Below are 13,952 nucleotides of genomic sequence, written 5' to 3'. Positions count from 1 at the left end.
GCTGCGTCCGGCGAGCTCCCCGATGTCCTTCTGCTGCAGCACCGGTTCGAGGTGGGGTGCTCGCGCGGAATGGAAACGGGCCGCCCGGAAGTGTGGTGAAGCCGGGTGAACAGTTCCTCGCAGTCGGGGTGTTCAAGGTCAGTCGTGATGACGGCGACGTTGTACGCGTCGCGCGCACTTCTTGCCTGGCCCGACCGGCGGGCCCCTCGCTCCTCAGCCGTGCCAGGACCGCCACAGCGCCGCGTAGGCGCCGTCCGCCGCCACCAGCTCGTCATGGCTGCCCAGTTCACTGATCCGGCCGCTCTCGACGACCGCAATCACATCCGCGTCGTGTGCGGTGTGCAGCCGGTGGGCGATCGCCACGACCGTACGGCCGTCCAGCACCCGGGCCAGCGACTGCTCCAGATGCCGGGCGGCCCGCGGGTCCAGCAAGGACGTCGCCTCGTCCAGCACCAACGTGTGCGGATCGGCCAGGACCAGCCGGGCCAGGGCGATCTGCTGGGCCTGAGCGGGGGTCAGCGCCAGACCGCCGGAGCCGACCTCGGAGTCCAGCCCCTCCGCCAGGCCCCTCGCCCAGCCGTCCGCGTCGACCGCCGCGAGCGACGCCCACAGCTCGGCGTCCCCGGCACCGGCGCGGGCCAGCAGGAGGTTGTCCCGCAGCGAACCCACGAACACGTGGTGCTCCTGGTTGACCAGCGCCACATGCGTACGTACCTGCTCCGCCTTCATCCGCGACAACTCCGCACCACCGAGCGTCACTTCACCCGTGCGCGGCGCGTAGATCCCGGCAAGGAGCCGGCCCAGCGTGGACTTTCCGGCCCCGGACGGGCCGACCAGCGCCAGGCGCGTACCCGGCGCGACGTCCAACGACACCCGGTGCAGGACATCCAGCCCGGCGCGGTAGCCGAAGCGGACCTCCTCGGCGCGTACGTCCCGGCCGTCCGGGACCACCTCCGCGTCGCCGGCGTCCGGTTCGATGTCCCGGACGCCCACCAGCCGGGCCAGCGACACCTGAGCGATCTGCAGCTCGTCGTACCAGCGCAGGATCAGCCCGATCGGATCGACCATCATCTGCGCCAGCAGCGCCCCCGTCGTCAGCTGTCCCACGGTCAGCCAGCCCTCGATGACGAACCAGCCGCCGAGCATCAGGACCGCGCCGAGAATCGTCACGTAGGTGGCGTTGATGACGGGGAAGAGCACGGAACGTAGGAAGAGTGTGTACCGCTCCCACGCGGTCCATTGCCGGATGCGCGTGTCCGACAGCGCCACCCGGCGCGCACCCAGCCGGTGCGCTTCCACGGTCCGCCCGGCATCCACGGTCTCCGCGAGCATCGCCGCGACCGCGGCGTATCCGGCGGCCTCCGAACGGTACGCGGACGGAGCCCGCTTGAAGTACCAGCGGCAGCCGATGAGCAGGACGGGCAGGGCGATCAGCACCGAGAGCGCCAGCGGCGGAGCCGTCGCGGTGAGCGCGGCCAGCAACAGCCCCGCCCACACCACACCGATCGCCAGCTGCGGCACGGCCTCGCGCATCGCGTTGGCCAGCCGGTCGATGTCCGTGGTGATCCTGGAGAGCAGATCACCCGTCCCGGCCCGCTCCAGCACGCCCGGCGGCAGCCCGACCGACCGCACGAGGAAGTCCTCGCGCAGATCGGCCAGCATCTCCTCACCGAGCATCGCGCTGCGCAGACGCATCGACCGGGTGAAGACTGTCTGCACGATCAGTGCGAGCGCGAACACCCCGGCGGTGCGCTCCAGATGGAGGTCGGTGACGCCGTCGGAGAGATCCTCGACCAGCCCGCCCAGCAGATACGGTCCGGTGATCGAGGCGATCACCGCGATGGCGTTGAACGTGATGAGCACGGCGAACGGCCTGCGGTGGCGCCGCAGCAGCTCCCGTACATAACTCCGTACGGTGGCGGAGGTGCCGACCGGCAGGGTCGTCGCCGACTCCGGTGCGGCCGGGTCGTACGCCGGTTCTGCGACGCCGATCATGCCCGTTCCTCGATTTCCTCGGTGGTCCTGAGTGTGCCTTGAGCGGCCGGGACGGCGGTCTCGTCGTCCGTCTCGCGTGTCACGACCGCCCGGTAACGGAGGTCCGTACGCAGTAGTTCACGGTGTGCGCCGACCGCGACGACCGTGCCGCCGTGCACCAGCACCACCCGGTCCGCCAGGTCGAGCAGCAGCGGCGACGAGGCGAACGCCACGGTTGTACGGCCCTGACGCAGCCCCTTGATTCCGGCGGCGACCCGGGCCTCGGTGTGCGAGTCGACGGCGGAGGTCGGCTCGTCGAGAACCAGCACCTCCGGGTCGGTCACCAAGGAGCGGGCCAGGGCGAGTCGCTGGCGTTGGCCACCGGAGAGCGAACGCCCGCGTTCGGTGATGCGCGTCGTCATGGGGTCGCCGTCCGTGGCGACGGACGCCTGCGCCAACGAGTCCAGCACGTCACCGCACTGGGCGGCGGACAGCGCGTCCTCGGCGGACACCCGCTCCGAGGCCGGAACATCGAGCAGCTCGCGCAGCGTGCCGGAGAGCAGGACCGGGTCCTTGTCCTGGACCAGAACCGCGGTCCGGGCAGAGTCCAGCGGGAGTTCGTCCAGCGGTACGCCACCGAGCAGGACGGACAGATGCATCGGCTCCGTCGTGACGCCGTCCGTGGCGGCCCGCCCGCCGTTCTCCGGCCTGTTGTGGTCCGTCCCGCGCGTCGGGTACTTCGACGCGTTCCCGTCCTCGTTCCGGATTCCGGTCGTGTCCTTGTCCACGTGCGCGTGTCCGCCGAGCCGTTCGGCCAGCCGGCCCGCCTCGTCCGGGTCGCCGCAGACCACCGCGGTGAACAGACCCTCCGGGGCCATCAGCCCGGTGACCGGGTCGTACAGATCACCGGTCGGCACGGCGTCGACGGTCGAGGGCCGGTCCGTGCGGTGCAGCGACAGCACCCGGACCGCACGCCTGGCGGAGGGCCGTGAGAAGGAGTACGCCATCGCGATCTCCTCGAAGTGGCGCAGCGGGAACAGCAACAGCGTCGCCGCGCTGTACACCGTGACCAGCTGACCGACCTCGATCCGGCCGTCGCGGGCCAGCGTCGCCCCGTGCACGACCAGCGAGATGAGCAGCACGCCGGGCAGGAGCACCTGGATGGCCGAGATCAGGGACCACATCCGCGCACTGCGCACCGCGGCCTTGCGGACCTCCTGCGAGGCGCGCCGGTAGCGGCCGAGGAACAGCTCCTCGCCGCCGATGCCGCGCAGTACCCGCAGCCCGGCGACCGTGTCCGAGGCCAGCTCGGTGGCCTTGCCCGCCTTCTCGCGCTGGAGGTCGGCGCGCCGGGTGGCCCGGGGGAGCAGCGGCAGCACGGCCAGGGCCAGCAACGGCATGGCGAGTGTCACCAGGATGCCCAGCGAGGGCAGATAGAGGACGAGCCCCGCGCAGATCAGCACGAGGGCGGCAGCGGCCGCGGCGAAGCGGGAGAGTGCCTCGACGAACCAGCCGATCTTCTCCACGTCACCGGTGGAGACCGCGACGACCTCGCCCGCGGCGACCCGGCGGGTCAGCGCCGAGCCGAGCTCCGCGGTCTTACGGGCCAGCAGTTGCTGCACGCGCGCGGCGGCGGTGATCCAGTTGGTGATGGCGCTCCGGTGAAGCATGGTGTCGCCCAGCGCGATCAGCACACCCAGGACCGCGATCAGTCCGCCCGCCCACGCGAGGCGGCTGCCGGAACGGTCGACGACGGCCTGCACGGCGAAGCCGACGGCAGGTGGCAGTCCGGCCAGGGAACACTGGTGCAACAGCCCCCAGGAAAGGGCCTTGAGCTGACCGCGGAGCTGATTGCGGCCGAGCCAGATCAGGAAGCGTGGGCCCGACCGGACATCGGGATCGCCAGGATCCGAGTACGGAAGATCGCGAATCTGCATGACGTCCCATGGGTCGGTGTGTGCCGGTTTGTTCGGTGAATGACTCAAACCGTGCAAGGTTCACCCCGGAAGGCCCGTCGGAGCAATCGAATTTCTCCACGAACGGCACCTTTCACGCCATGGTCGCGAGTGGGCGGGCGGGAGGGGGAAGCACTGCGGGGTCCGGGCCGGCTCAACCGAGCCGGCCCGGACCCCACACTTCCTCTCATCCCTCGCGTCGGACGGTCAGGCCTTCCCCGGACCTTCCGGATCCTTCGAATCCACGCCGGAGCGGGCCTTCTTCCACTCACCGCGCGTGAAGTCCGGAATCTGCTGCGGCGCGCCCTTCGCCTTGATGGACAGATGGCTGAGGGGCACGGGCGACGTCCATGTCGCCGCGTCGTACACATCGAAGTCGGGGACGAGACCGAGCCGCATGCACTGCATCAGCCGGAACACCAGCATGTAGTCCATGCCGCCGTGACCGCCGGGCGGGTTGGCATGCTCCTTCCACAGCCAGTGGTCCCACTGCGTGTACTTCGAGAAGTCGCCCCAGTTGTCGTCGGTGTGGTCGGGCTCGATGTAGATACGGGCCGGATAGTCCTCGAAGACACCCTTCGTACCGCCGAGGCTGTTGATCCGCGAGTACGGATGCGGAGTGGACACATCGTGCTCCAGCCGGATGACCCGTCCCTTGGCGGTCTGGACGAGACTGATCGTCCGGTCGCTCTCGATATAGGTCTCCTTCCAGCTCGGATCACCGGCCGGCATGTGTTTCTCGCGGTACTCGGCGAGCCCCAGGGACGGTGAGCCCACACTGGTGATGCTCACCGCACGGTCACCACGGTTGATGTCCATGTAGTTGGCGACCGGACCGAAGCCGTGGTTGGGGTAGAGATCGCCACGCAACCGGGTGTGCCACAGCCTGCGCCAGGGCCCTTCGTAGTACCCCGGATCGAACATCAGGCCACGCAGATCGTGGTTGTACGCGCCCGCGCCATGCAGCAGATCACCGAAGAGCCCGGCATGCGCCATGCGCAGTACCCGCATCTCGTTGCGTCCGTAACAGCAGTTCTCCAGCTGCATGCAGTGGCGTCTGGTGCGCTCCGAGAGGTCGACCAACTCCCACAGCTGGTCGAGCTGGAGAGCGATGGGACACTCCACGCCGACATGCTTGCCGTTCAGCAGGGCGGTCTTCGCCATCTCGAAGTGGAAGTCCCAGGGCGTCGCCACATAGACGAAGTCGATGTCCCCGCGCTTGCAGAGGTTCTCGTAGTCGTCCTCGCCATTGGTGTAGACGGCGGGGGCCGGCTGCCCTGCGGCGGTCACCTTCGCAGCCGCCCGTTCCGCCTTGGCCTTGACCGGGTCGCAGACGGCGACGACCTGCACGCCGCCGACGGCGAGAAAGAGGTCGATCATGCTGCCACCGCGGTTGCCGAGGCCGACCAGGCCGACCCGTACGGTGGAACGCCGGTCGAACGGCACCCCCACCATGGTGCGTCCCTGGCGCTTCGGGGCGGCCGCCTGATCCGGCTGTGCCGCGGCAGCGGTCTCCGGACTCCGGCCGGGGATGGCGGCGGCCGCGGTGCTGCTTCCGAGACCGCCGAGTCCGATCCCGGCACCGGCCACCGTGGCGGTCGTCCACAGGACCGAGCGGCGGCTCACCGAGCCGTCTTCGCCGTCCCGCGTACCGTCGTCGTTCTGCTGTGCTGCGTCGTTCATCGATCCTCCAGGAGAGGGGTCTGACGTGCGCGGCTGTTGAGTGAACCTCGTTAAAGACCCTGGTAGTTGGTATTGCTGATGCGCAAGGGGAGTGATTGGACTCCTGCGCCGAAACCATGGACTTTTGTGGGCACGCAGAAGCCGGGCGTGCTCGGATTCCGAGCACGCCCGGCGATTGGGTACAGCGGCCGATGGTCCAGGGAAGCCCGCGGTGGTTCGGGGCGGCCCGAGGCAGCCGGTGGCAGGCCTTGTCAGTCCGGGTCAGGACGATCTGTACCGTCAGGCGACCGAGGACGGGCGGTCACCGGACGGCCCGAGATCAGCGCACTACGGCCCCCGGGCGCGTCGCACGCTCCAGCTCCATCAGCACCGAGTAGTACGAGTGTCCCGTGGCCCGGTCCATTCCGATCTCGCACATCCGGTTGGCCGAGAGATACGCGTCGTACTCCCGCGTGTTCACCTCGGCGGCCTCCTTCGCCGTCGCGGAGGCCGTCAACTCCTTGTGCAGCATGCCGCGGTCGCCGGCGAAGGCGCAGCACCCGGCGTCGTCGGGGATCACGACCTCCTCCGCGCACGCCTCCGCGACCGCGCGCAACTGCTCCACGTCGTCCAGATGTTGCATGGAACACGTCGGATGCAGGACCGCCGAACCGACCTTCCGGAGGATGGACAGCTCGGGAAGCAGTTCGTCGGCCGCCCAGACGAGGGAGTCGACAATGGTCAGCTCCCCGTGCAACTCCCGGTTTTCGTCGGTGAGATACGGCTCCACCTCATGGGCGATGCCCAGCGTGCACGACGAGGCGTCGACGACCAGCGGCAGCTTTCCGCCCGCGGTCCAGCCCCAGGCCGCCGCCACGATGCGGTTGGCCATCACTGCGTTGCCCTCGTCGTACCCCTTGGAGTGCCAGATCGTGGCGCAGCACGTGCCCGCGACATCGTCCGGGATCCATACCGGCCTTCCGGCGCGGGCGGAGACGGCGACGACCGCCTGCGGCAGCGACGGGCCACGATGGCCCTCGGGCTCGCCGAAGATACGGTTCACACACGCCGGGTAATAGACGGCGCTCGCCCCGACACGGGAGGTGCGGGGCAGCTTCCGGGCGGCGGCGCCGGGGATCTCGGGCAGCCACTCGGGCACCAGATCGGGGCGTACGGCCTTGCGGGCGAGCGCGGTGATGGTCTTCAGCGGCCCGTCGCCGAGTCGGTCGCCGACCCGGTCGGCCGCGGCGACCGCGATTCGGGCCGCAGCCTCCACCGCCTTGAAGTTCTTCGCCGTGAGTGCCGCGATGCGCTCCTCGCGCGGCGAGTGCCGCTGGTGGCGGAAGTCCTTCATCATGGCGCCGGTGTCGATGCCGACCGGACAGGCCAGCTTGCAGGTCGAGTCGCCCGCGCACGTATCGACGGCGTCGTAGCCGTACGCGTCGAGCAGCTGTGCCTCCACCGGGGAGCCGCCGGGCTGCCGCATCATCTCCCGGCGCAGCACGATCCGTTGGCGCGGCGAGGTGGTCAGGTCATGGCTGGGACAGGTGGGTTCGCAGAAGCCGCACTCGATGCAGGGATCGGCGATCGGCTCGACCTCGGGGATGGTCTTCAGCCCGCGCAGATGGGCCTTCGGGTCGCGGTCGAGGACGATGCGGGGCGCCAGCACCCCGTCGGGGTCGATGATCTGCTTCGTGCGCCACATCAGTCCGGTCGCCTTCGGACCCCACTCCAGCTCCAGGAAGGGGGCGATATTACGGCCGGTGGCGTGCTCCGCCTTCAGGGAGCCGTCGAAGCGGTCCACCGTCAGCCGGCAGAAGTCGTCCATGAACGCGGCGTAGCGGTCGACGTCGGACGGCTTCGCCGCGTCGAATGCGAGCAGGAAGTGCAGATTGCCGTGCGCCGCGTGACCGGCGACGGCGGCGTCGAAGCCGTGCTCCGCCTGAAGTCCGAGCAGGGCCTCGCAGGCGTCGGCCAGCCGGGAGGGCGGTACCGCGAAGTCCTCGGTGATCAGCGTCGTACCCGAGGGCCGGGAGCCGCCGACCGCGGTGACGAATGCCTTACGGGCCTTCCAGTAGCCCGCGATGACCTTGGCGTCGCGGGTGAACCCATTGGTCACCGACGCCACGGGGGCCACCAGGTCGAGTCCTTCGACGACCGCTGCCGCCGCCCGCTCGTAGGCCTCCTGGCCCGTCTCGTCCGGAGCCCGGAATTCCACCAGCAGCGCCGTGGTCTCCTTGGGCAGCTCGGCCCAGTCGGCGGGCACGCCCTGGACGCTCACCGACGCGCGCAGCGTATTGCCGTCCATCAGTTCGACGGCGATCGCCCCCGCCTCGTTGAAGCCGGGCACGGCGGCCGCCGCCGCGGTCAGCGAGGGGAAGAACAGCAGGGCGGTGGAGACGCGGCGGTCCAGCGGCAGGGTGTCGAAGACGACCTCGGAGATGAAGCCGAAGGTCCCCTCGGAGCCGACCATCAGACCGCGCAGGATCTGCACGGGCGTCGAGCCGTCCAGGAAGGCGTCGAGCCGGTAGCCGTTGGTGTTCTTGATCTCGTACTTGGCGCGGATCCGGGCGGTGAGCCCGGCATCCGCCTCGATCTCCGCCTTCAGCGCCAGCAGCCCCTCGCACAGCCGCGGCTCGGCACGCGCCAGGTCCTCGTCCGCCGCGGGGTCCCCGGTGTCGACGACCGTGCCGCTCGGCAGCACGAAGGTGAGGGAGGAGACGGTGCGGTACGAATTGCGGGTCGTCCCCGCGGTCATACCGGAGGCGTTGTTGGCGACGACTCCGCCGATGGTGCACGCGATGGCGCTGGCCGGATCGGGCCCCAGCAGCCGGCCGTGCCGGGCGAGGGTGGCGTTGGCGCGCAGGATCGTCGTCCCGGGCCGGATGCGGGCCCGCGCGCCGCCGTCCAGGACCTCGATGCCCGCCCAGTGGTGGCGTACGTCGACGAGGATGTCCTCGCCCTGGGCCTGGCCGTTCAGGCTGGTGCCGGCCGCGCGGAAGACGACCTCGCGGCCCTTGCCGTGCGCGTACGACAGGATCGCCGAGATGTCGTCGATGTCCTCCGGGACCACGACGACCTGGGGGACGAACCGGTAGGGACTGGCGTCGGAGGCGTACTTCACCAGGTCGGAGACCTTCCACTGCACCTTCTCCGGGCCCAGCAGGTCGATCAGGTCGCCGCGCAGCGGTTCGGGCGTCCCCGGAGCCAGCCGGTCGGGGACCCGGTCCACGGACGGGGCGCGCACCGCGGTGGGGCGGAGTGCTTCCGGCTTCGGCTCCAGCAGTGGCATGGCGCTCTCCTCGGCGGTTCTGTTCTGTACTTGTGTGTGCCTGTGCGGTTTGCGCTTGTACGGTGCGGTTCCGGACGGCAATGGCATGTACGCAGCGCCCATCGGGCGAACGCGCGTCCCCGCTGGTTCAGCAGCGGCGCTCCGGCATTCCGTTGACCAGGGCGGACAACAGCCCGCCGAGCACCTCGCGCTGATCCGCAGTCAACGGAGCCAGGATCTCCTCTGCGGCGGCCCGGCGCGCGTCGCGCAGCGACCGGAGGGTGGCGAGACCCTCCTCGGTGATCTCGATCCGGACCACCCGCCGGCTGTCCGGATCGGGGGCGCGGCGCACCCGGCCACTGGCCTCCAGGCCGTCGACCAGGCTGGTCACGGCGCGCGGGACGACGTCCAGCCGCTGCGCGAGATCGGCCATCCGGGGAGGGCCGTCGTAATGCGCGACGGTGCGGAGCAGCCGGAACTGTGCGGGAGTGATGCCGATCGGCTCCAACTGGCGGCTCTGGATCCGCTGGAGTCTGCGGGTCACCCGCAGCAACTGCTCGGCGAGCACGCCATCGGCGTCGGAGGAGTCCATGCTCGAACAGTATCAGGACCTTGTGCATTGTGAGTATAGGTAACAATGAGCTATGCTCTCAAAGGCTTCGAGTCCCCGGACCTCGAGTCCCGGTCTTCCAGTTGCCGGATGCGGGACGAGTTGCCGCACGCCCGACGCACGCCTGACGAAGGAGCCCATGAAACCCGACGAAATCACCTGGACACCCCCGCCCCGGGACAAAAGCGGCCCGCCCCCCGAGCTGCGCCGCATCCTGCGCCTCTTCCACCCCTATCGAGGCCGCCTGGCCCTGGTCGGACTGCTCGTCGGCGCCTCATCGCTGGTTTCGGTCGCCTCGCCGTTCCTGCTGCGCGAAATCCTGGACACCGCCATCCCGCAGGGGCGTACGGGACTGCTGTCGCTGCTCGCCCTCGGCATGATCCTCACCGCCGTGATGAACAGCGTCTTCGGCGTCCTGCAGACCCTGATCTCCACCACGGTCGGCCAGCGCGTCATGCACGATCTGCGCACCGCCGTCTACGCCCAGCTGCAGCGGATGCCGCTCGCCTTCTTCACCAGGACCCGTACCGGCGAGGTGCAGTCCCGTATAGCCAATGACATCGGCGGCATGCAGGCGACCGTCACCTCCACCGCGACGTCACTGGTCTCCAACCTCACCGCGGTCATCGCCACGGTCGTCGCCATGCTGGCGCTCGACTGGCGGCTCACCCTCGTCTCGCTCCTCCTGCTGCCGGTCTTCGTCTGGATCAGCCGCCGGGTCGGCCGTGAGCGCAAGAAGATCACCACCCGGCGGCAGAAGCAGATGGCGGCCATGGCGGCCACGGTCACCGAATCGCTCTCCGTCAGCGGCATCCTGCTGGGCAGGACGATGGGCCGGGCGGACTCCCTCACCCAGGGTTTCGCCGAAGAGTCCGAGAAGCTGGTCGATCTCGAAGTGCGCTCCAGCATGGCCGGTCGGTGGCGGATGTCGACGATCGGCATCGTCATGGCGGCCATGCCCGCCGTCATCTACTGGGCAGCGGGCCTCGACCTGCAGTCCGGCGGCCCCGCCGTCTCCATCGGCACACTCGTCGCCTTTGTCTCCCTCCAGCAGGGCCTCTTCCGGCCCGCGGTGAGCCTGCTCTCCACCGGCGTGCAGATGCAGACGTCCCTCGCGCTCTTCCAGCGGATCTTCGAGTACCTCGACCTCGAAGTGGACATCACCGAGCCCGAGAACCCCGTCCGGCTGGACAAGATCCGCGGAGAGATCCGCTTCGAGGACGTCGACTTCAGCTACGACGAGAAGAGCGGTCCGACCCTGAGCGGCATCGATGTGACCGTTCCGGCCGGCGGCAGCCTGGCGGTCGTCGGCCCCACCGGGTCCGGCAAGTCCACGCTCAGCTATCTGGTGCCCAGGCTCTACGACGTCACCGGCGGCCGGGTCACGCTCGACGGCGTCGACGTACGCGATCTGGACTTCGACACTCTGGCCCGGGCCGTGGGCGTGGTCTCCCAGGAGACCTACCTCTTCCACGCCTCGGTCGCCGACAACCTGCGCTTCGCCAAGCCGGACGCGACCGACGCCCAAATAGAGGCGGCTGCCCGCGCGGCGCAGATCCACGACCACATCGCCTCACTGCCCGACGGCTACGACACCCTGGTCGGTGAACGCGGCTACCGCTTCTCGGGCGGCGAGAAACAGCGCCTGGCCATCGCCCGTACGATCCTGCGCGACCCGCCCGTCCTCGTGCTCGACGAGGCGACGAGCGCCCTCGACACCCGTACGGAATTCGCCGTGCAGGAAGCGATCGACGCGCTCTCCGCGGGACGCACCACGATTACCATCGCGCACCGTCTTTCCACCGTCCGCGACGCCGGCCAGATCGTCGTCCTGGACGGCGGTCGCACCGCGGAGCGCGGCAGCCATGACGAACTCCTCAACCAGGACGGGCGCTACGCAGCCCTCGTCCGTCGGGACACCCAACTGGCGCCCACGACAGGCTGATCGGCGGGTTCGGGCGTGCCCCGCCGAGGCCGTACATGCGGCGACGCCGCCGCTCCCGTGGGACGGGGAGCGACGGCGCCGGGCGAAGCGATGGTCAGACGAGCCAACCCACGAAGTGGACGATGCCGGCGAGCAGGTTGGTGATGAGGTTCATTCGGTGTTTCTCCTTGTACATGGTGCATCTGTGGGACAACGCAGTTGCGGTCTGCAGCCCGTCGCTTGCGCCCTGTAATCATCATCCGTCGCGGGGAAGCTGAGCAACGAATGGCGAAACGATCACGCGTTCCAGCGAACATCCGATCCCCTGTTCGTATGTTCTGTTCGTGAGTCCGGTTCGTGTCGTCCAGATGGGCGTTCCGGACAGCGGGATAGCGTGCCCGCATGGTGAACCAGCCTCCGGACACCCCGCCTGGCCGCGCTCGCCGCCCGACCCGGTGCGGCCGTCTGGTGCTGCTCATCGGCTTCGTCCTCGTCCTTGCCGTGGCGGCCGCCGTCCTCGTACCACTGCTCCTGCGGGGGCCGAAGGTCGAACGGGTTCACCCCTTGGTGGTCCCCGAGGGCCGGCGGGCGTCTCAGGTGTACGCCGCGGTGGACAAGACCCTGGCCGTCGCACCCGGCACCACCGAGAAGGCCGTCGGCACGGCGGATCTGCCGCTCCCGGCCGCGGCGAAGGGGAATCCCGAGGGCTACCTCTTCCCGGCGACGTACCCCATCACGTCCGACACCACCCCGCAGAGCCTGCTCAGGTACATGGCCGACACGGCGGTCGAGCGATTCGGCGCGGACCACATCACCGCGGGCGCGCGGCGCAACGGCGTCTCGGGGTACCAGACGGTGACGATCGCGAGCATCGTGCAGGCGGAAGCGGACACCGAGCGCGACATGGGCAAGGTCGCCCGGGTCATCTACAACCGGCTCGACCGGGGCATGCCGCTCCAGATGGACTCCACGCTCAACTACGCGCTGAACCGCAGCACCCTGCACACCACCACCGGTGACACGAAGATCGACAGCCCCTACAACAGCTATGAGCGCAAGGGCCTGCCGCCGACACCCATCGGGAACCCGGGGGAGCAGGCGATGGTGGCGGCGATCACGCCCACGCCCGGACCGTGGCTGTACTTCGTCACGGTCGCGCCGGGGGACACCCGCTTCACCAGCAGCTATACGGAACAGCAGAGGAATGTGGAGGAGTTCAACCGCAGGCACCGCAGCGCGTCCGGTGGCTGAGCACCCGCCCGATCACACCGCGGCGGACGCGAGCGCCGCGTCCGCCCCCGCCCCGGCCCCCGTTCCCGCCTCTGCTTCGGTCCCCGCCCCCGCCACCGCCCCGGCCTCCGCCCCCGTCTCCGCTTCTTCCTCCACATCGGTCGCGGTCCCGGCCGCGGTCCCGGTCTCGTGCAGCAGACGCGTGATCGCACGCACTGCGGCCCGCCCGGCCCGGTTGGCCCCGATCGTGCTGGCGGACGGCCCGTATCCGACGAGATGGATGCGTCCGTCCCGTACGGCCCGGGTGCCGTCGACGCGGATGCCGCCGCCCGGCTCGCGCAGCTTCAGCGGGGCGAGATGATCGATGGCGGCCCGGAATCCGGTCGCCCACAGGATGACGTCCGCCTCGACCGTCCGGCCGTCACCCCAGGCGACCCCGGTCGGCGTGATCCGCTCGAACATCGGCAGCCGGTCGAGCACGCCTTCCTCGCGGGCGAGCCGGACCGTGTCGGTGAGCGGCAGCCCCGTCACGCTCACCACACTCTGCGGCGGCAGCCCCCTTCGTACCCGCTCCTCCACCATTGCCACGGCGGTTCGTCCCCGGTCCGCGTCGAACGGCCCCTCCCGGAAGACCGGTGGCCGACGGGTCACCCAGTACGTCTCGGCTGCCACCTCGGCGATCTCCATCAGATGCTGCGTACCGGAGGCACCGCCACCGACCACCACCACGCGCTGCCCGGTGAACTCCGCGGGTCCCGGGTAGTTCGCGGTGTGCAGCTGCCGCCCCCGGAAGCTCTCCTGACCCGGGTAACGCGGCCAGAACGGCCGGTCCCAGGTGCCGGTGGCGTTGATCAGGGCGCGGGTGGCGTACGTACCCTCGGACGTTTCGACGAGCAGTCGTCCGCCATCGCCCTCGCGCACGGCGTGCACCTCGACCGGCCGGTGAACCCGCAGGTCGAAGGTGCGCTCGTACGTGTCGAAGTACGCACCGATCACCTCGGAGGAGGGCCGGCTGTCGTCCGCTCCGGTGAGTTCCATGCCGGGCAGCGCGTGCATGCCGTGCACCTTGCCGTACGTCAGTGAGGGCCAGCGGAACTGCCAGGCGCCGCCGGGACGCGGGGCGTGGTCGAGCACGACGAAGTCACGGTCGGGCTCCAGACCGGCGCGCCGCAGATGGTAGGCGCCGGACAGTCCTGCCTGTCCGGCGCCTATCACGACGACTTCGACCGTGCGCGCTGCGGCCACCTCAAAGTTGTTCACGCTTCTACTAACTTCTTCGAGGGTGCGGATCTTCCCGCGATCGGCCGTGATGCTCGCGCACAGACG

The 13,952-nt window shown here is 69.8% G+C and carries 8 protein-coding genes; 2 read left to right on the top strand and 6 right to left on the bottom strand.

The genetic code is table 11. The features are described from left to right. Positions 1-213: 213 nt before the first annotated feature. From OG306_RS04865 to OG306_RS04845, 5 genes are all read right to left on the bottom strand, one after another. Positions 214-1,995, bottom strand: a complete 1,782-nt coding sequence (locus tag OG306_RS04865) for an ABC transporter ATP-binding protein (protein ID WP_371665144.1) — start codon at positions 1,993-1,995, stop codon at positions 214-216. Further along, a complete protein-coding gene (locus OG306_RS04860; RefSeq protein WP_371665143.1) occupies positions 1,992-3,911 on the bottom strand; it encodes an ABC transporter transmembrane domain-containing protein in 1,920 nt (639 codons plus the stop codon). Before OG306_RS04860 ends, OG306_RS04865 begins: the two co-directional genes overlap by 4 nt. A 225-nt stretch (positions 3,912-4,136) precedes the next feature. Beyond that, on the bottom strand, positions 4,137-5,612 hold the full coding sequence (locus tag OG306_RS04855) for a Gfo/Idh/MocA family protein (protein ID WP_371665142.1): 1,476 nt from the start codon (positions 5,610-5,612) through the stop codon (positions 4,137-4,139). A 319-nt stretch (positions 5,613-5,931) separates the two neighbouring features. Further along, positions 5,932-8,883 (bottom strand): FAD-binding and (Fe-S)-binding domain-containing protein, encoded by a 2,952-nt coding sequence (locus OG306_RS04850; protein WP_371665141.1) that lies wholly within the window; start codon positions 8,881-8,883, stop codon positions 5,932-5,934. A 127-nt stretch (positions 8,884-9,010) separates the two neighbouring features. Further along, positions 9,011-9,454, bottom strand: coding sequence for a MarR family winged helix-turn-helix transcriptional regulator (locus OG306_RS04845; protein ID WP_189280113.1), 444 nt, complete (start codon positions 9,452-9,454; stop codon positions 9,011-9,013). A 157-nt stretch (positions 9,455-9,611) separates the two neighbouring features. Between OG306_RS04845 and OG306_RS04840 the strand changes: the two genes are divergently transcribed. Both OG306_RS04840 and mltG read left to right on the top strand, forming a co-directional pair. Beyond that, a complete protein-coding gene (locus tag OG306_RS04840) occupies positions 9,612-11,417 on the top strand; it encodes an ABC transporter ATP-binding protein (protein WP_371665140.1) in 1,806 nt (601 codons plus the stop codon). Between the two features lie 381 nt (positions 11,418-11,798). Further along, entirely contained in the window at positions 11,799-12,647 is an 849-nt protein-coding gene (gene mltG, locus OG306_RS04835; RefSeq protein WP_266744794.1) for an endolytic transglycosylase MltG, read from the top strand. Between the two features lie 12 nt (positions 12,648-12,659). Here mltG and OG306_RS04830 read toward each other — a convergent pair whose 3' ends face one another. Further along, positions 12,660-13,886, bottom strand: coding sequence for an NAD(P)-binding domain-containing protein (locus tag OG306_RS04830; RefSeq protein ID WP_266752080.1), 1,227 nt, complete (start codon positions 13,884-13,886; stop codon positions 12,660-12,662). Positions 13,887-13,952 lie beyond the last annotated feature (66 nt).

The sequence above is a fragment of the Streptomyces sp. NBC_01241 genome (assembly GCF_041435435.1).
Lineage (GTDB): Bacteria > Actinomycetota > Actinomycetes > Streptomycetales > Streptomycetaceae > Streptomyces.
Note: the sequence above shows the minus strand (reverse complement) of the source record. Positions and strands in the feature narration are given on the sequence as shown.

Coding starts and splice junctions, on each gene's coding strand:
- OG306_RS04865 (WP_371665144.1), bottom strand. CDS start 1,995: ATGATCGGCGTCGCAGAACCGGCGTACGACCCGGCCGCACCGGAGTCG.
- OG306_RS04860 (WP_371665143.1), bottom strand. CDS start 3,911: ATGCAGATTCGCGATCTTCCGTACTCGGATCCTGGCGATCCCGATGTC.
- OG306_RS04855 (WP_371665142.1), bottom strand. CDS start 5,612: ATGAACGACGCAGCACAGCAGAACGACGACGGTACGCGGGACGGCGAA.
- OG306_RS04850 (WP_371665141.1), bottom strand. CDS start 8,883: ATGCCACTGCTGGAGCCGAAGCCGGAAGCACTCCGCCCCACCGCGGTG.
- OG306_RS04845 (WP_189280113.1), bottom strand. CDS start 9,454: ATGGACTCCTCCGACGCCGATGGCGTGCTCGCCGAGCAGTTGCTGCGG.
- OG306_RS04840 (WP_371665140.1), top strand. CDS start 9,612: ATGAAACCCGACGAAATCACCTGGACACCCCCGCCCCGGGACAAAAGC.
- mltG (WP_266744794.1), top strand. CDS start 11,799: ATGGTGAACCAGCCTCCGGACACCCCGCCTGGCCGCGCTCGCCGCCCG.